The 18,268-nt window shown below is 60.4% G+C and carries 11 protein-coding genes; 6 read left to right on the top strand and 5 right to left on the bottom strand.

Annotation, left to right across the window (positions count from 1 at the left end):
* Window positions 1–188: 188 nt before the first annotated feature.
* The 4 genes from rpoB to GCN74_RS03905 all read left to right on the top strand — a co-directional run bounded on the left by rpoB (window position 189) and on the right by GCN74_RS03905 (window position 10,817).
* Entirely contained in the window at window positions 189–4,295 is a 4,107-nt protein-coding gene (gene rpoB, locus GCN74_RS03920) for a DNA-directed RNA polymerase subunit beta (RefSeq protein WP_152255427.1), read from the top strand.
* Between the two features lie 109 nt (window positions 4,296–4,404).
* Window positions 4,405–8,646 (top strand): DNA-directed RNA polymerase subunit beta', encoded by a 4,242-nt coding sequence (gene rpoC / locus GCN74_RS03915; RefSeq protein ID WP_152255426.1) that lies wholly within the window; start codon window positions 4,405–4,407, stop codon window positions 8,644–8,646.
* A gap of 392 nt (window positions 8,647–9,038) precedes the next feature.
* The gene (locus GCN74_RS03910; protein ID WP_226938853.1) at window positions 9,039–9,902 is read left to right on the top strand and encodes an ArsR family transcriptional regulator; all 864 of its coding nucleotides are present in this window, start codon (window positions 9,039–9,041) and stop codon (window positions 9,900–9,902) included.
* Between the two features lie 75 nt (window positions 9,903–9,977).
* Entirely contained in the window at window positions 9,978–10,817 is an 840-nt protein-coding gene (locus GCN74_RS03905) for an HDOD domain-containing protein (protein WP_152255525.1), read from the top strand.
* A gap of 72 nt (window positions 10,818–10,889) precedes the next feature.
* Here the strand turns inward: GCN74_RS03905 and GCN74_RS03900 are convergent, their stop codons facing one another.
* The 4 genes from GCN74_RS03900 to GCN74_RS03885 form a co-directional block, all read right to left on the bottom strand.
* Window positions 10,890–12,701 carry a DUF885 domain-containing protein gene (locus GCN74_RS03900; protein ID WP_152255425.1) on the bottom strand — a complete coding sequence of 604 codons (1,812 nt, stop codon included), beginning with the start codon at window positions 12,699–12,701 and terminating at the stop codon, window positions 10,890–10,892.
* 155 nt (window positions 12,702–12,856) lie between these two features.
* The gene (locus tag GCN74_RS03895) at window positions 12,857–13,954 is read right to left on the bottom strand and encodes a M48 family metallopeptidase (protein ID WP_152255424.1); all 1,098 of its coding nucleotides are present in this window, start codon (window positions 13,952–13,954) and stop codon (window positions 12,857–12,859) included.
* Window positions 13,951–15,117 (bottom strand): HPP family protein, encoded by a 1,167-nt coding sequence (locus tag GCN74_RS03890; RefSeq protein ID WP_152255423.1) that lies wholly within the window; start codon window positions 15,115–15,117, stop codon window positions 13,951–13,953. The genes GCN74_RS03895 and GCN74_RS03890 overlap by 4 nt, the downstream gene beginning before the upstream one ends.
* A 79-nt stretch (window positions 15,118–15,196) precedes the next feature.
* Window positions 15,197–15,460, bottom strand: a complete 264-nt coding sequence (locus tag GCN74_RS03885) for a hypothetical protein (RefSeq protein ID WP_152255422.1) — start codon at window positions 15,458–15,460, stop codon at window positions 15,197–15,199.
* 149 nt (window positions 15,461–15,609) lie between these two features.
* On the opposite strand from GCN74_RS03885, the gene GCN74_RS03880 reads away from it, so the two are divergent.
* The gene (locus tag GCN74_RS03880; RefSeq protein ID WP_152255421.1) at window positions 15,610–16,110 is read left to right on the top strand and encodes a thioredoxin family protein; all 501 of its coding nucleotides are present in this window, start codon (window positions 15,610–15,612) and stop codon (window positions 16,108–16,110) included.
* 19 nt (window positions 16,111–16,129) lie between these two features.
* Here GCN74_RS03880 and GCN74_RS03875 read toward each other — a convergent pair whose 3' ends face one another.
* Complete coding sequence (locus tag GCN74_RS03875; protein ID WP_152255420.1) at window positions 16,130–18,124, bottom strand: methyl-accepting chemotaxis protein; 1,995 nt, start codon at window positions 18,122–18,124, stop codon at window positions 16,130–16,132.
* Between GCN74_RS03875 and GCN74_RS29505 the strand changes: the two genes are divergently transcribed.
* On the top strand, window positions 18,123–18,257 hold the full coding sequence (locus GCN74_RS29505; protein ID WP_264372871.1) for a hypothetical protein: 135 nt from the start codon (window positions 18,123–18,125) through the stop codon (window positions 18,255–18,257). The two genes, GCN74_RS03875 and GCN74_RS29505, sit on opposite strands and share 2 nt — an antisense overlap.
* The last annotated feature ends 11 nt before the right edge of the window (window positions 18,258–18,268 follow it).

Genomic DNA, 18,268 nt, shown 5'->3' with positions numbered 1-18,268 from the left:
TTCCCCTCGCAAGGGGGGGAATCCGACTTTGGCTCCTTTGTCGTCTGTATCGTATTTGTAGCAGCAGTTTTGTTCGATTCAAGCCGGAAAGCAGAGCCTTGAGGTTTCGTCTGTGTCACACGCAGCGGTGCAAACGAACACTTGCAAAACCTGAATTTTCTATCCTTTCTGTCACTCACGGAGTGTCCATGCACTACTCATTTACTGAGAAGAAACGCATTCGCAAATCATTCGCGAAGCGCGCCAACGTTCACCACGTTCCGTTCCTGCTGGCGACCCAGCTCGAGTCTTATCATAGTTTCTTGCAAGAGGACATAGCACCGTCCGGCCGCAAGAATGATGGCCTGCAGTCGGCTTTCACTTCGATTTTCCCTATCGTTTCGCACAATGGTTTTGCGCGTCTCGAATTCTTGTCGTACGTTCTGGGCGATCCTGCCTTTGACGTCAAAGAATGTCAACAACGTGGCCTGACGTTCGCGTCGCCGCTGCGCGCGAAAGTGCGCCTGGTGATCCTGGACAAGGAATCGCCAACCAAGCCTGTCGTCAAGGAAATGAAAGAACAGGAAGTCTACATGGGCGAATTGCCGCTCATGACGACCACCGGTTCGTTCGTCATCAACGGCACGGAGCGGGTTATCGTTTCCCAGCTGCACCGTTCGCCTGGCGTGTTCTTCGAGCACGACCGCGGCAAGACCCACTCGTCGGGCAAGCTGCTGTTCTCCGCACGTATCATTCCTTACCGCGGTTCGTGGCTGGACTTCGAGTTCGACCCGAAAGACATCCTGTTCTTCCGCGTCGACCGCCGCCGCAAGATGCCAGTGACGATCCTGCTCAAAGCCATCGGCATGTCGCATGAGCAAATCCTGGCGAACTTCTTCGTCTTCGACAATTTCAACCTGCGCTCCGAAGGCGCGGAAATGGAATTCGTCTCCGAGCGTCTGCGCGGCGAAGTGGCGCGTTTCGACATCGTCGACAAGTCGGGCAAGACCCTGGTGCTGAAAGACAAGCGTATCAACGCCAAGCACGTGCGTGATATCGAAGCTGCCGGCATCAAGCACATTTCCGTACCGGAAGACTACCTGCTGGGCCGCGTATTGGCGAAGAACATCGTCGATGGCGACACCGGTGAGGTCGTCGCTTCCGCGAACGATGAGCTGACGGAAGACCTGCTGGGCCGCCTGCGCGATGCCAGCATCACCGAAATCCAGACCTTGTACACCAACGACCTGGATCAGGGCGCCTACATCTCGCAAACCCTGCGTATCGACGACACCGCCGACCAGATGGCAGCGAAAGTGGCGATCTATCGCATGATGCGTCCAGGCGAACCGCCAACGGAAGATTCCGTTGAAGCGCTGTTCAACGGCCTGTTCTACAACTCGGACCGTTACGACCTGTCGGCCGTGGGCCGCATGAAGTTCAACCGCCGCATTGGCCGCGATGAACTGACGGGCGCCATGACGCTGTCGAACGAAGACGTGCTGGCCGTGATCAAGATCCTGGTGGAACTGCGCAATGGCCGCGGCGAAGTCGACGATATCGATCACCTGGGTAACCGTCGCGTACGTTGCGTGGGCGAACTGGCCGAGAATCAATTCCGCGCCGGCCTGGTGCGCGTTGAGCGCGCCGTCAAGGAACGCCTCGGCCAAGCCGAAGCGGACAACCTGATGCCGCACGACCTGATTAACTCGAAGCCGATTTCGGCCGCAATTCGCGAGTTCTTCGGTTCGTCCCAGCTGTCGCAGTTCATGGACCAAACCAATCCTCTGTCGGAAATTACCCACAAGCGCCGCGTATCGGCTCTGGGACCCGGCGGTCTGACACGCGAACGCGCCGGCTTTGAAGTGCGCGACGTGCATCCGACCCACTACGGCCGCGTCTGCCCGATCGAGACACCGGAAGGTCCGAACATTGGTCTGATCAACTCGCTGGCTCTGTATGCCCGCCTGAATGAATACGGCTTCCTGGAAACCCCGTACCGCAAGGTCGAAGGCTCCAAGATTACCGATAAGATCGACTACCTGTCCGCCATCGAAGAAGGCCGCTACATCATCGCTCAGGCGAATGCGACCATCAACGACGAAGGCATGCTGTCCGATGAACTGGTCTCGGCCCGTGAAGCCGGCGAAACCATCCTGGTCTCCCCGGAGCGCATCCAGTACATGGACGTGGCGCCAGGCCAGATCGTGTCCGTCGCTGCCTCGCTGATTCCGTTCCTCGAACACGATGATGCCAACCGTGCATTGATGGGCGCCAACATGCAACGTCAGGCTGTGCCTTGCCTGCGTCCGGAAAAAGCGCTGGTCGGTACCGGTATCGAACGCACCGTTGCGGTCGACTCGGGCACCACCGTGCAAGCGCTGCGTGGCGGTATCGTCGATTACATCGATGCGGGCCGTGTCGTGATTCGCGTGAACGATGACGAAGCGCAAGCTGGTGAAGTGGGCGTCGACATCTACAACCTGATCAAGTACACCCGTTCGAACCAGAACACCAACATCAACCAGCGTCCTATCGTGCAAGTGGGCGACCGTGTTGCCAAGCGCGACGTGATCGCCGACGGCGCATCGACCGATCTGGGTGAATTGGCGCTGGGCCAGAACATGACCGTGGCCTTCATGCCATGGAATGGTCTGAACTTCGAAGATTCGATCCTGATTTCGGAAAACGTCGTCAAGGACGACCGCTACACCTCGATTCACATCGAAGAGTTGTCGGTGGTGGCCCGTGACACGAAACTGGGCGCGGAAGAAATTACGCGCGACATCTCGAACCTGGCTGAAAACCAGCTGGCTCGTCTGGATGAGTCCGGTATCGTCTACATCGGCGCGGAAGTTCAAGCCGGTGACACCCTGGTCGGTAAAGTAACGCCAAAAGGCGAAACACAGCTGACCCCGGAAGAGAAGCTGCTGCGCGCGATTTTCGGCGAAAAAGCGTCGGACGTGAAAGACACCTCGCTGCGCGTGCCTTCGGGCATGATCGGTACCGTGATCGACGTGCAAGTCTTCACCCGTGAAGGCATCGTGCGCGACAAGCGTGCCCAGCAAATTATCGATGACGAACTGAAACGTTTCCGTCTGGACTTGAACGACCAGATGCGTATCGTTGAAGGCGATGCCTTCCAGCGTCTGGAAAAAATGCTGATCGGCAAAGTTGTCAACGGCGGTCCGAAAAAGCTGGCCAAAGGCGCCAAGATCACCAAGGAATACCTGGCCGATCTGGACAAATACCACTGGTTCGACATCCGCCCTGCGGACGACGATGCCGCGGTAGCGCTGGAGGCGATCAAGGAATCGATCAACGAGAAGCGTCACCAGTTCGATCTGGCCTTCGAAGAGAAGCGCAAGAAACTGACGCAAGGCGATGAGCTGCAACCAGGCGTGCAAAAAATGGTCAAGGTGTACCTGGCCGTGAAACGCCGCCTGCAGTCGGGCGACAAGATGGCAGGTCGCCACGGTAACAAGGGTGTGGTTTCCCGTATTGTTCCTGTGGAAGATATGCCATACATGGCCGACGGCACGCCAGCCGACGTTGTGCTGAACCCGCTGGGCGTTCCTTCGCGGATGAACGTTGGTCAGATTCTCGAGACTCACTTGGGCTGGGCTGCCAAGGGTCTGGGTATCCGCATCGGCGAAATGCTGAAGGCGCAAACCAAGGTCGAGCAAGTGCGCAAGTACCTGACGACGATCTACAACGACAACGGCCGTGCCGAAGAGCTGAACGACTTCGACGACGAAGAGATCATGAAGCTGGCGGAAAACCTGAAAAAAGGTGTTCCATTCGCCACGCCAGTGTTCGACGGCGCCAATGAAGAAGAGATCCGCCGCATGCTGGACCTGGCGTATCCGGACGACATCGCCAAGAACCTGGGCATGACCGCTTCGAAAAACCAGGTGACCATGTATGACGGTCGCACCGGTGAAGCGTTCGAGCGCAAGGTTACTGTCGGCGTCATGCACATGCTGAAACTGCATCACTTGGTGGATGACAAGATGCATGCGCGTTCGACCGGTCCTTACTCGCTGGTAACGCAGCAGCCGCTGGGTGGTAAAGCCCAGTTCGGTGGTCAGCGTTTCGGTGAGATGGAAGTCTGGGCACTGGAAGCGTATGGCGCGTCGTATGTCTTGCAAGAGATGTTGACCGTCAAGTCCGATGACGTGAATGGCCGTACCAAAGTGTACGAGAACCTCGTCAAGGGCGACCACGTGATCGACGCCGGCATGCCGGAATCGTTCAACGTGCTGGTCAAGGAAATCCGTTCGCTGGGTATCGATATCGACCTCGAACGCAACTAAAAGACAGCCATCTGTCATTTGGTTTGGGAAATACAAAGCCCGGCTGGGAAACCACGCCGGGCAATGTAGTCTCAGGAATATAGAAATTTAATCACCTCTGGAGTGATACATGAAAGCACTGCTCGATCTATTCAAGCAAGTACAGACCAACGAGACCTTCGATGCAATCAAGATCGGTCTCGCTTCGCCTGAGAAAATCCGTTCGTGGTCCTACGGCGAAGTCAAGAAGCCGGAAACCATCAACTACCGTACCTTCAAGCCTGAGCGCGATGGCCTGTTCTGCGCCAAGATCTTTGGCCCGATCAAGGACTACGAATGCCTGTGCGGCAAGTACAAGCGCCTGAAACACCGCGGCGTGATCTGCGAAAAGTGCGGCGTCGAAGTTACCCTGGCCAAGGTGCGCCGCGAGCGCATGGGCCACATCGAACTGGCTTCGCCGACTGCGCATATCTGGTTCCTGAAGTCGCTGCCGTCGCGTCTGGGCATGGTCCTGGACATGACCCTGCGGGACATCGAACGCGTGCTGTACTTTGAAGCATACGTCGTGACCGATCCAGGCATGACCCCGCTGAAGAAGTGCCAGATCATGTCGGAAGACGACTACGCCGCCAAGTACGAAGAGTACGGCGACGACTTCACCGCCTTCATGGGCGCCGAAGGTATCCGTGAACTGCTGCGCTCGATCGACATCCACCGCGATGCCGAAACCCTGCGCGTGGAACTGAAGGAATCGAAATCCGAAGCCAAGATCAAGAAATACGCGAAGCGCCTGAAAGTGCTGGAAGCGTTCCAACGTTCGGGCATCAAGCCTGACTGGATGATCATGGAAGTGCTGCCAGTGCTGCCGCCGGAACTGCGTCCGCTGGTACCGCTGGATGGCGGCCGTTTCGCGACCTCGGATCTGAACGATCTGTATCGCCGCGTCATCAACCGTAACAACCGTCTGAAACGCCTGATGGAGCTGCGCGCTCCAGAGATCATCACGCGCAACGAAAAGCGCATGCTGCAAGAAGCGGTCGATTCGCTGCTGGACAACGGCCGTCGCGGCAAAGCGATGACCGGCGCCAACAAGCGTCCGCTGAAATCGCTGGCAGAGATGATCAAGGGCAAGGGCGGCCGTTTCCGTCAAAACTTGCTGGGCAAACGCGTCGATTACTCCGGTCGTTCGGTCATCGTCGTGGGCCCGCAATTGAAACTGCATCAGTGCGGCTTGCCGAAACTGATGGCACTGGAACTGTTCAAGCCTTTCATTTTCAATAAACTGGAACTGATGGGTCTGGCGACCACGATCAAGGCCGCGAAAAAGCTGGTCGAGATTCAAGAACCGGTCGTGTGGGACATCCTGGAAGACGTGATCCGCGAACATCCGATCATGTTGAACCGCGCACCGACCTTGCACCGTCTGGGTATCCAGGCGTTCGAGCCAGTCCTGATTGAAGGCAAGGCCATCCAGTTGCACCCGCTCGTCTGCGCCGCATTCAACGCCGACTTTGACGGCGACCAAATGGCGGTCCACGTTCCTCTGTCGATCGAAGCGCAGATGGAAGCACGCACTTTGATGCTGGCATCGAACAACATCCTGTTCCCATCGAACGGCGAACCGTCGATCGTGCCTTCCCAGGATATCGTGCTGGGTCTGTACTACGCGACCCGCGAAGCGATCAATGCGAAGAACGAAGGGATGATGTTCCCTGACGTGTCGGAAGTGATCCGCGCCTACGACAACAAGGAAGTCGAACTGACGACCCGCGTGACCGTGCGTATTACCGAATACCCGAAAAACGCCGAAACGGGCGAATTCGAGAAAACGGTAACGCGCTACGAAACGACGATCGGCCGTGCGATCCTGTCGGAAATTCTGCCGAAAGGCCTGCCGTTCTCCGTCCTGAACCGCGCGCTGAAAAAGAAAGAAATTTCCAAGCTGATCAACACGTCGTTCCGCAAGTGCGGCTTGCGCGCCACCGTGGTGTTCGCAGACAAACTGATGCAATCGGGTTTCCGCCTGGCGACACGCGCCGGTATCTCGATCTGCGTCGACGACATGCTGGTACCGCCTCAAAAAGTCACCCTGATCGCGACGGCCGAATCGGAAGTCAAGCAGATCGAACAGCAATACGCCTCGGGTCTCGTGACCGCCGGCGAGCGTTACAACAAGGTAGTCGATATCTGGGGCAAGACCTCCGATGAAGTCGGCAAGGCCATGATGGACCAGTTGAAGGTCGAAGACGTGACCCGCCGCGACGGTACGCAGTCGACGCAAGAATCGTTCAACGCCATTTACATGATGGCCGACTCCGGCGCGCGCGGTTCCGCAGCCCAGATTCGCCAGTTGGCCGGTATGCGTGGTCTGATGGCCAAACCGGATGGCTCGATTATCGAAACGCCGATTACCGCGAACTTCCGCGAAGGTCTGAACGTTTTGCAGTACTTCATTTCGACCCACGGTGCGCGTAAAGGTCTGGCCGATACGGCGCTGAAAACGGCGAACTCCGGTTACCTGACGCGTCGTCTGGTTGACGTGACGCAAGATCTGGTGGTGATCGAGGACGATTGCGGCACCATGAACGGTACCGTCATGAAGGCTCTGGTCGAAGGCGGTGAAGTGATCGAACCGTTGCGCGACCGTATCCTCGGCCGCGTGGTGGTGCATGACGTCGTCAATCCTGAAACCCAGGAAACCCTGTATGACGCCGGCACCCTGATGGACGAAGACATGGTCGAAGAGATCGAGCGTCTGTCCATCGATGAAGTCAAGGTTCGCACGCCACTGACTTGCGACACGCGCTTCGGCCTGTGCGCCAAGTGCTATGGCCGCGACCTGGGCCGCGGCATGCTGGTCAACGCCGGCGAAGCTGTCGGCGTGGTGGCAGCGCAGTCGATTGGTGAGCCGGGTACCCAGCTGACCATGCGTACGTTCCACATTGGTGGTGCGGCATCGCGTGCGGCAGTGGCCTCGTCGGTGGAAGCCAAGTCGAACGGTACCATCCGCTTCACGGCAACCATGCGTTACGTGACGAACGGCAAGGGCGCGCAAATCGTCATTTCCCGTTCCGGCGAAGTGCTGATCACCGACGACCATGGCCGCGAGCGTGAGCGTCATAAAGTACCGTACGGCGCGACCCTGATCGTCAAGGACGGCATGGTCATCAAGGCCGGTACTGCCCTGGCAACGTGGGATCCGCTGACCCGTCCGATCATTACCGAATACGCCGGTCAAGTGCGTTTCGAGAACGTCGAAGAAGGCGTCACCGTAGCCCGTCAGGTCGACGAAGTGACCGGTCTGTCCACCCTGGTGGCGATCGATGCGAAACGTCGCGGTTCGCTGACCAAGACCCTGCGTCCGCAAGTCAAGCTGATCAACGACGCGAACGAAGAAGTCAAGATCGCCGGCACCGAACACTCGGTGGCGATCGGCTTCCAGGTCGGCGCGCTGATCATGGTCAAGGACGGTCAACAGGTATCGGTGGGTGAAGTGCTGGCACGTATCCCGACCGAATCGCAAAAAACGCGCGATATTACCGGTGGTCTGCCACGCGTTGCGGAACTGTTCGAAGCACGTTCGCCGAAAGATGCCGGCATGCTGGCGGAAGTCACGGGTACGGTTGCGTTCGGTAAAGAAACCAAGGGCAAGCAGCGTCTGGAAATCACGGACATGGACGGCAACAAGCACGAGTTCCTGATTACCAAGGACAAGCAAGTGCTGGTGCATGACGGCCAGGTCGTGAACAAGGGCGAGATGATCGTGGACGGCCCGGCCGACCCGCAAGACATCCTGCGCCTGCTGGGTATCGAAGCGCTGGCACGCTATATTGTCGACGAAGTGCAAGACGTGTACCGTCTGCAAGGCGTGAAGATCAATGACAAGCACATTGAAGTGATCGTGCGTCAGATGCTGCGTCGCGTGCAGATCGTCAATGCCGGCGATACCAACTACATCGTTGGCGAGCAGGTGGAGCGTTCGGAACTGCTGGACGAGAACGATCGCGTTACGTCGGAGAACAAGATTCCTGCGACCTACGAGAACGTCTTGCTGGGTATTACCAAGGCATCGCTGTCGACCGATTCGTTCATCTCGGCCGCCTCGTTCCAGGAAACCACCCGCGTGCTGACCGAAGCGGCGATCATGGGCAAGCGCGATGGTCTGCGCGGCCTGAAAGAGAACGTCATCGTCGGCCGTCTGATTCCTGGCGGTACGGGCCTGGCCTTCCACCGCGCACGCAAAGAAAAAGAAGCGTGGGAAGTGGAAGAGCGTCAAGCTCTGCTGCTGGCCGAGAAAGCCTCGATGGCTGGCGAAGCTGCCGAAGCGCTGCAAGACATCGAAACCCAGCAACACCACGGCGACGAAGCGTAATCTACGCTGCTAGCTGACAAGAACGGCACCTTCGGGTGCCGTTTTTTTATGCCTGCGCGCTTTTCCAGAGACAGGGTTGCAACGGCGTGAAATGCCCCATATCACGGCGGTCCGTATGTATTCGGCAGTATCTCCATTGCAATGCGTATGCAGCACATAAAAAGAATGTCATTTCCGGAGATTATCCATGCATGGAATTTTAGATTGGCAGCATGGGGAAATGAAAATGGGTTGAAAGTCCAGTCCGCTCATGCTGTTATTCACGGCGGGAATTCATAATCAAACCGATACGCCTGTATTCTCCTTGTCTGGCCTGTGAATCAATATGTCCCGGTGACTGCGGTATCGGGCAAGCTGGAATCGAGGGATGAAAGACCGGCGCTGCCGTCGGTATGCAGCTGGCGGATGCGGTGGGCCGGGATATCTGTTCATCGCGCAAGGGAAATGGAAGTGAGTGCTCACAAGGAGTGCTGATTGCCGGCTGCGGAGTGCCGGGGCATCGCCAGTTTGCTGCGTCTCGGTCCGCAACGGGCATGTGGCGCTGCGTCGCCGCGTTGTTGCGTCATCACGCACTATTGCCCCGCCACGCCAGTTTTCAGTTCATTCATGCTAAGATTTGGCGCATGATTGCCCAAGCCCTGTTTACTCCCGCCCAGCAGAAACTGCTGGGATTGCTCTTTGTCCGCGTGAATGAAGGCTTTCATTTGAACGAGATCATGCGCTTGACGGGCCTGGGCAGCGCATCGGCGCAGCGGGAACTGCGCCGCCTGCATGAATCCGGCCTGATCACTTCGGAGCGGATCGGCAATGTGCGGCGCTTCTGGCCCAACAAGGAAAGTCTCGTGTATCCCGAGTTGAGCGGGCTGGTGCAGAAAACCTTCGGCATCGTCGGCGTGCTCAGTGCAACCCTGGCGCCCTTGCGTGCACAGTTGCACCTGGCCTTCGTGTCGGGCGCCACGGCGAAGGGCCAGGACATGCCCGGCAGCGCCATCGACTTGCTGCTGGTGGGCGAAGAAGCCAATTACGGTGATCTGTTGACGGGATTGGCCCCGGCCGAGCGAACCTTAAGGCGTAAAATCAATCCCAACTTATATACGCTGGCCGATTATCGCCGACGTCTGCGTGAAGGCCAGCCATTCCTGCTGCAGGTATTACAGCAGCCGAAATTGTTTGTCATCGGCGATGAATCGCTATTGCATGCGCTGGCATTGCCAGATTCCCACTTGCAAGCGAATGACGTGCCATCTATATTCTAAAGGCCGGGTCTGGCATTCAATTTCTGATGCATGGAATTGATGCTGGAAAAATCTTTAAGGCGGATTGAACGTATGATGAATAAATTACAGGCTTTCGGTTTAATTGTTTCCCAAGCGGTACGTGGAGAATTAACGTTCCCCACCAGTGTTAATTCCGCTTTGCAATTGCAACTGGCCTTGGCCGAACCGGACTGCCATATCGATCATGCGATCAAGCTGGTGCTGGCCGAACCCTTGCTGGCGGCGCGCACTGTCGCGCTGGCCAATTCGGCCGTGTACAGCCGTGGCGAGGCGGCGCCCGTGACCAGCGTGCGCGCCGCCGTCATGCGCATGGGGTACCGCAATCTGTATGCGCTGGTGGCGGCCATGGTGGTGCGCCAGTTCGGCAGCAAGATCATCGACCCCGTCCTGCGCCAGAAAGCGACCCAGCTGTGGGAGCACACGGCGCATGTGGCGGCGCTGGCGCACGTGCTGGCCCGCCGCGTGACGCACGTCGATGCGGACACGGCCCTGTTCGCCGGCATCGTGCATGAGGTGGGCGGCTTTTACCTGTTGTCGCGTGCCGATGAATTCCCCGGCCTGCTCGACGACGATGCCGATCACTGGATGGAGTCCGCCGAAGAAATCATTTCCCGCGAAGTCATGAAGAAGCTGCTGATTCCGCTGGCCGTCAGTGACGCCATCGAAGGCCTGCGCGACGGCTTGCTGTCGATTCCGCCCGACTCCCTGCTCGACACCTTATTATTGGCCAAGCAACTGGCGCCCGTGCCGTCGCCCTTGCAGGTGACGTACGTGGAAATGCTCACGCCCTCCGATTCCGTCATCGATTTCATTATCGATAACGAGACCCTGCAAAGCATCCTGGCCGAATCGGCCGAGGAAGTGCGTTCCATGAGTGCAGCGCTGCTGGTGTAAGGGGATACGCTGCGGGCAAAAAAAAACGGCAGCGCCATTGAGGCGCTGCCGTTGTACTTCAGGCGCTGCGTTTTACTTCTGCTGCGCGATCCACCGGTCGACCTTGGCTTCCAGCAGTTGCAGGGGCAGGGTGCCGTCGCCGAGTACGACTTCGTGGAATTTCGGCAGGTTGAACTTGTCGCCCAGTGCCTGCTGCGCGCGCTGGCGCAGTTCGACGATCTTCAGCGAGCCGATCTTGTAGCCCAGCGCCTGGCCCGGCCAGGCCATGTAGCGCTCCGTTTCGCTTTTCGCCACGGCATCGTAACCGAGGGTGTCGCGCATGTACTTGATCGTCTGCTCGCGTGTCCAGCCCTTGGTGTGCAAGCCCGTGTCGACCACCAGGCGCACGGCGCGCAGCATCTCGTCGTTCAGATGGCCGAAATACTGGGCCGGATCGTCGAACAGGCCCATTTCCTTGCCCAGGGTTTCCGCGTACAGGGCCCAGCCTTCCGTGAAGGCATTGTTGCCGCCGAAACGGCGGAAGTTCGGCAAGTCCATTTCCTGTACCAGCGCCAGGTGGAAATGGTGGCCAGGCTTGCCTTCGTGCAGGAACAGGGTGGTCATGCCCGTATCGCCGTACAGTTTTGGATCGGTGACGACGGACCAGAACACGCCAGGGCGCGAACCGTCGGCGGCCGGCGCCGTGTAGTGGTCGGCGGCCGTGTCGCGGCTCAGTTCAGGCTCCAGGCGCAAGTCCAGCGGCGCCTTCGGCACCAGGGTGAACAGGGCAGGCAATTTGCTGTCGAGCAGTACGTTCAGCTTGCGGTAGACGTCGAGCACTTCCTGCTCCGTCTTGAACGGACGGTATTTCGCCTGTTCCGAGACCCACACGGGCAAGCCGGCGGCCGGGCCGGTGTAGCCCATCTTCGGGCCCACGATCGCATATTGCTCCTGGATGCGCGCCACTTCCTTCAAGCCGATGGCGTGGATCTGCTCCGGTTTCAAATCCGTGGTGGTGCTGCTGGCCACGCGCGCCTGGTACCAGGCTGCGCCGTCGGGCAGCGCGCTCCAGCCGCTGCTCGTACGGCCGGCTGGCAGGTAATCCTGTTCCATGAACGTGGCCAGGCGCTGCAGCGCGGGCATCAGCTTGGCCTGGATGACGACGGTGTAGGTTTGCGTCAGGCGCGCCTTGTCCGCCTCGGAAAAGCCGGCGGGCAGTTTCTTGACGGGCGTGTAATAGACGCTGTCCTGCGGCGTGGCGCTGACGAGTTTCTTGAATTGCGGCAGGGCCGATTCCGTCAGTGCCTTGGGCAGCACGATGCCCTTTTGCATGCCGACCTTCATGTTGGCGATGGCCTGGTCTATCCAGCCCGGCAATTGGCCGATACGGCTCAGGTAAGCGTCGTACTCCTTGACCGTGGTCAAAGGCTGCGATGCCTCGCCGCCCGCATAATTGGCCAGGGTGACGGGCATGCTGTCCATCTGGTTCAGTGGCAGCAGGTATTCGGGGAAGCGCTCGAAGCTCAGCGCCGTGGCCAGTTCATAGTCGAGGATATCGTAGTTGATCTGGTCCTGGTGCGACAGTTGCGCACGGGCAATGCTGCGCAGGGTCTTCTGGTACTGGCGGTACAGGGCAAACTGTTTCGCGCGCGCGGCAGGCACGATGGCAGAACCGAGCTGGTCGTCAAAACGGTTGTCGCCGCTTTCGGTGGCATTGATCGGCTCGAAACGGGCCAGCGCATCGTAATACTGGTCGGCCAGCACCCGCAGCTGCTGCTTCGCTTTGGGCGCGCTGACGGCTACGGTTTGGGCTGTGGACTGCACCGCTTGCGCCATGGGGGCGTAGGCGAGCAACAGGGAGATGGCCAGGGTGCCGAGGGTGCCGGCGGCAAAACGATGCTTCATGCGCGATGTCCTTTGTAAGGAGGGAATGAACGGAGGCTTACAACGCCTGACAAAACCGTAGCGAGGTCGGGGTGGCCGGTCGAGATGGAGCGGCCGGGGCGTAAGCATACGCCATTGCCCAGTGCGTTTGGATAAATTGTGCGGGAGGAATGTTGCTATTTTGCCGTAGGCGGCAGGGTGGCTTTCATCGCCTGCCAGTGCTGGCTGGTCAATGGTGTGCAGGCGGGGCAGGGCGTGGCCGCGATCAGGCCGCGGATTTGCTGGGCGCGCGCCGCCGTTTGCGGGTGCGAGGACAGCCAGCCTGGCGGCGTTGCGTCATCCGTCTTGCCCAGTTTCTGGAAAAAGCGCAGCATGCCGTCTGGCTGGATGTGCGCGCGCTGCAAGGCAAGCAAACCCAGGCGGTCCGCTTCCTCTTCCATGTCGCGGCTGAAATACAGGGTGCCGGCCTGGTGCGCCAGCATGGCGGCCACGGCGCTGATGTCGCCGATGGTCACGCCGACCAGGGCGCCCCAGCCCAGGCTGCTGATTATTTGCCGCAGCGAATGGCGTTGCTCCACATGCTGCACTTCATGCGCGAGCACGCCGGCCAGCTCTCCCGGGTCGGCAGCCTGGCGCAGTAATCCCGTGTGTACGACGATGATACCGCCGGGCATGGCAAAGGCGTTGACGCTGTCGTCCTGCTTGACCAGCCAGCGGTAGGAGTAGCGCGAGCCGGCCGTCAGCTTGCGGCCGATATCCTGCACCGTTTGCTGCGCCACGCCGCTGTCGGCGATGCCGCCTTGCGCGCGCACTTGCGACAGGGCAAGTGCGCCCAGCTGTTTTTCTACCGACAAGGGAATGAAGCCCGCCAGCGCGCCGATGGCATTGCCGCCCTGCCACCACAGCAGGGCAGAGGCAACGACGGCCGCGCCCGTCAAACCGGCCAGCCAGCCCGACACTTGCCGCCGGTTGCGCTGGCGTTCGCTCCACAGGCACCGCAGTTGCGGCTGCAGCGCGGCCGGCGCTTCCGTCAACACGATGGCGATGTCGCTGCCTGTCAGCGGCTTGAGCGATGCTTGCCGGCCTTGCCCATCGAGCCAGTTCAGGAACAGTTCCGGCCCGTCGACGCCGCCCACGCTGACGACCAGTTGCGCCACGGCGACGCTGTGGCCGGGCGCGTCGATGGCCAGCTGGGCGCCAAAGAAATGCGCGCTGACGGGCGTGCCGGACGGCCCGCCATCGGGGCCAGTCAGCAATGCCTGGAATGGTGTCATGCGGCGGCCTCGGCAAAGCGGCTCTCGTACAGGGCCGCCATCAGGTCGGACTGGCTGATGATGCCGGCCAGGCGTTCTGCATCGTCGAGGATGGGAATATGGTGATAGCCGGCATCGGCCATCAGGGGCACCAGATCGATGATGGGCATGCCCAGGCGGGCCGTGTGCGGCGACGGCGTCATCAGCTGCCCCACCACTTCCGGCTTGTCGCCGTGGAACAGGCCGCTGCGCTGCAGCAGGCTGCGCAGGCGCTGGCGCACGCCCTGGTAATCGTCGAGTCCGCCATGGCGCAGGAAATCCGTCTGCGTGATGATGCCGATGACGCGGCGCGCCCGGTTGACGACGGGCAAGGCCCCCACCTCGTGTTCGCGCATGGTGCGCCAGGCCACGTCGAGTGGCGTGCCGAATTCCACGCTGAGCACATCCTTCGACATGATGTCGGCGCAGGTGACGACGCCGAAGCGGCGCTGGTAGGCGCGCATTTCCGTTTGCAGGAAGATCGCCTGCAAATCGTCGCGGCTGATATCGAGCACCTCGCTGTGCTGGCGCAGGACGGCATCGAGGTCGTCCGGCGAAAAGCCCAGGCGGTTGCTGGGCACGTCGTCCCTGGTGGCGTGCGGATGGGGGGCGGCCAGTTGCTGGATGTGCGGGTAGCGGCGCCCCGTCAGGTTGTTGTACAGCACGGCGCAGGCGACCAGCACGGCTGAATTGAACAGCACGGTGATGAAGACGAATTCAAAACCGGCCGCATGCACGCTGGCGCCGCCGACCACGGTGGTCAGCGCGACGGCCCCGCCCGGCGGATGCAGGCAGCGCAGGGCAAACATGGCGCCGATGGCCAGGCAGGCGGCCAGCGCCGCCACGCCCACGCTGGGGCCCAGCCATTTCACGCAGGCCATGCCGACCAGGCCGGAGACCACATTGCCGCCCACCACGGACCACGGTTGCGCCAGCGGGCTGGCAGGCAGGCAGAACAGCAATACGGCCGAGGCGCCCATGGGCGCGATCAGGTACACGCTGGCGCTGTCGGGGGCCAGCAGGAAATGGCAGATGAGTCCAGTGAGCAGCAGGCCGCAGATGGCGCCTGCGCAGGCGCGCAATTGTTCGCGGCGGCTGCCGTTGTTCGGTTGCGGCAGCCAGCGTGCCAGGAAAGAAGTCGTCATGGGGAGGGCGCGTTCAGGCCGCGTTGCTCAGTGTGAGCCCGACATTATCCCATGCGCGGGATTTCGCTGCCCGCGGGCGCTAGTCTTCGGCACAGACTGCCTGCAAGCCGTGCTGCTCCAGCAGGCGCCGGACAGCCCCGGTGGCGGATGGCTCCCACTTGCTGCTGGCGCAGGCATGGATGTCGTGGAAGACCGACGCCGCATTCCTGCCCGTGACGGCCGCCATTACTGCTGTCAGGTTGCGGTCGGAAAAATGTTCATGCAGCAGGGCCAATACCGCCTGGTAGGCCGTGTCGGGCATGCCGCCGGACAGTGTAGGAGGCAGGACATCTTGCATGCTCAAGCGCTTACTCCTTGGGGCTGCTTATACGTTTTTCGCATAAGCACAGTGCAATTAAATGGTGGATATTTCCCACAAGCAGGCATATTCTAGACAATCACGTCCGCTGGCATCCGTTCAGCTGGCCTTACGATTTTTCTCAGGAGCCTTGCATGCGCCTTTCCCTTCTTCTTGCCAGCCTGCTGCTTGCCGGCACCGCCGTTGCCGCCGCCCCGACGCCGAGCAACCCCGTCGCCACGCCGCACCTGCCGTACAACGCGGCAGCCGACGCCAAGGCCGACGTGGCCCGCGCCTTGGCCGAGGCCAAGGCGGCGCATGTGCCCGTACTGCTGATCTTTGGCGCCAACTGGTGCGAGGATTGCCGTGCGCTCGACAAGGCCTTGAAGGAAGGCAAGAATGCCGAGCTGATGCAGCAGCAGTTCAAGGTCGTCAAGGTCGACGTGGGGAATTTCGACCATAACCTCGATGTGGCGCAAATCTATGGCAATCCCCTCAAAAAGGGGATTCCTGCTGCCGTGCTCGTCTCCAGCGACAACAACCAGGTGCTGTACGCCACCAAGCGCGGCGAACTGGCGAATGCGCGCCGCATGAGCGAAAGCGGCATTTATGATTTCTTCAAGCAAGCGGCCAGCGTGAAGACGCCGGCGCTGTGATGATGGTGAAATAATTGCCTTAAAACTCTTCCCACGCATCGCTGGCCGGCGCTTTCGGGCGCGCGGCCGGTGCTGCGGCAATTGCCGGGCGCACAGCCTTGGGTGGCGCGGGCCGGGCGATGGCTTGCTGCGGCGCTTGCCCCGTTTCCTCGAGCTTGAACACGCTGACCACCTGTGCCAACCGACCGGCCTGATCCTGCAAGGACTGGGCCGCCGCGGCCGCTTCTTCCACCAATGCCGCATTTTGCTGGGTGGCATCATCCATCTGCGTGACCGTGGCATTGACTTGCGCGATGCCCTGGCTTTGTTCCTGGCTGGCCGACGCGATTTCTCCCATCAGGTCGGCCACTCTCTGGACGGATACGACGATGTCCTGCATGGTGGCGCCGGCGGAATCGACCAGCTTGCTGCCCGCTTCCACCTTGCTGCCCGAGTCGACGATCAAGTCCTTGATTTCCTTGGCTGCCGCCGCCGAACGCTGTGCCAGGTTGCGCACTTCCGTTGCCACCACGGCAAAGCCGCGGCCTTGTTCGCCCGCGCGCGCCGCCTCGACCGCCGCATTCAGGGCGAGGATATTGGTTTGGAAGGCAATGCCGTCGATCACGCCAATAATGTCTGCGATCTTGCGTGAACTTTCCGTAATCGCGCCCATCGTCTGCACGACTTGTCCCACCACGTCGCCACCCTTGACGGCGTGGCTCGAGGCCGATACCACCAACTGGTTGGCCTGGCGCGCATTGTCCGCATTCTGTTTCACGGTCGACGTCAGCTCTTCCATGGCGGCAGCCGTTTCTTCCAGGCTCGACGCCTGGGCTTCCGTGCGCGCCGACAGGTCCAGGTTGCCCGACGCGATCTGGCTCGATGCGCTGGCAATGGCCCCGGTACTGTCGCGAACTTCGCGTATCGTCACGTTCAGCGACGCGACGAAGCGGTTGAAGGCGGCGGCCAGCGCACCGACCTCGTCTTCCGATTCGACGGGCATACGGCGGCTCAGGTCGCCGTTCCCGCTGGCGATCTCGCTGAGCATGTCGGCCGCCCGCGCGACGGGGGCGGCGATGGCGCGGCTGATCACATAAATGATCAGCAGGGCGATGCCGCCACCGACGAGGCCGGCGATCAGCGCGGCGATCAGGGCCGAGCGCGTGACATTGCCCAGCACTTCCGTTTCCGGCACTTCCGCCATCACGTACAGATTGAGTTCCGGCACGAAGGAAGCGGCCACGAACTGGCGTCCGGCAGGCGCATCATAGATGGCGTACGCGTACTTGTTGCCGCTGAGAAGACTCTTGCTCAATGCATCGCTAAAGCCGGGCAAATCCTTGAGCTGGTGCTTGCCGTCGGCCAGGGCCGTGTCGCGGTGCACCAGCACGATGCCATTGGCGCGCGCCAGGTAGACATGGCCCGTCTGGCCGATCTTGTAGCTGCGGATGGTATCGGCCAGCGCATTGATGGACAGGCCCAGTCCGGCGGCGATCTGCTTGCCGCCCGCCGTCTGGCCGCGCGCATTCAGATACAGCATCAGGTCGCTGGAGTTTTCCGCCTTGTCGATGTCGAGCGTGTACGCCTTGTCGCCGGCCAGCAAGCGATAAAACCACTGGTCGGCCGCCTGGTTCTTGTCCAGGGTGCGCAGCAAGCCATCCGTGGTGAAATATTTGCCCGTGCTGGCGGAAGCCCAGTTGATCGAGGCCGCCTTGTTCTTGTCCTTGACCACGGTGGCGTAGCGCTGGAAGGTGGCGATGCCGCTGTCGGGCAAGCCCGCATCTTCCCAATCCTGCAGATAGACATCGTTGGCCATGGTTTGCACCACGGACAGGGGCTGGCTGATCTGGCGCAGCACATCGTTGCGGATCTCGCCCGCCTGCGCCGGCAATTCCTGGCCGACGACGCGCCCGCGCACGTAATCGCTGCTCATGCGCACGCTGAGGAACGAGGAAATCGCCATGAAGAGCAGCAGGCACAGGCCCATGCTGAACAGCAGTTTTTTCTGGATGGAGAGGCGGCGGAGCAGAGACATGGAAACCTTGAGTGATGGCCTGCACAATCGGCAGAAAAGCGGGCAGGCGAGCCGCCAGTATACCGGCCAGGCCCCGCGTTTCACTGCGCCATTGCTGCTTTCAGGCTATTTATGTTGCAATGCAGCAACGTAATGGCAGGCAAT

It is taken from the genome of Janthinobacterium sp. FT14W (assembly GCF_009208755.1).
Taxonomy (GTDB): Bacteria; Pseudomonadota; Gammaproteobacteria; order Burkholderiales; family Burkholderiaceae_D; genus Janthinobacterium; species Janthinobacterium violaceinigrum.
The sequence above is the reverse complement of the archived record's forward strand: the minus strand, read 5'-3'. Positions and strand labels throughout refer to the sequence as shown.

Excerpts from the sequence above, each read along its gene's own strand:
- GCN74_RS03880 (WP_152255421.1), top strand. The coding sequence starts at position 15,610 with ATGCGCCTTTCCCTTCTTCTTGCCAGCCTGCTGCTTGCCGGCACCGCC.
- GCN74_RS03895 (WP_152255424.1), bottom strand. The coding sequence starts at position 13,954 with ATGACACCATTCCAGGCATTGCTGACTGGCCCCGATGGCGGGCCGTCC.
- rpoC (WP_152255426.1), top strand. The coding sequence starts at position 4,405 with ATGAAAGCACTGCTCGATCTATTCAAGCAAGTACAGACCAACGAGACC.
- GCN74_RS03890 (WP_152255423.1), bottom strand. The coding sequence starts at position 15,117 with ATGACGACTTCTTTCCTGGCACGCTGGCTGCCGCAACCGAACAACGGC.
- GCN74_RS03905 (WP_152255525.1), top strand. The coding sequence starts at position 9,978 with ATGAATAAATTACAGGCTTTCGGTTTAATTGTTTCCCAAGCGGTACGT.
- GCN74_RS03900 (WP_152255425.1), bottom strand. The coding sequence starts at position 12,701 with ATGAAGCATCGTTTTGCCGCCGGCACCCTCGGCACCCTGGCCATCTCC.
- rpoB (WP_152255427.1), top strand. The coding sequence starts at position 189 with ATGCACTACTCATTTACTGAGAAGAAACGCATTCGCAAATCATTCGCG.
- GCN74_RS29505 (WP_264372871.1), top strand. The coding sequence starts at position 18,123 with ATGGAAACCTTGAGTGATGGCCTGCACAATCGGCAGAAAAGCGGGCAG.
- GCN74_RS03910 (WP_226938853.1), top strand. The coding sequence starts at position 9,039 with ATGCAGCTGGCGGATGCGGTGGGCCGGGATATCTGTTCATCGCGCAAG.
- GCN74_RS03875 (WP_152255420.1), bottom strand. The coding sequence starts at position 18,124 with ATGTCTCTGCTCCGCCGCCTCTCCATCCAGAAAAAACTGCTGTTCAGC.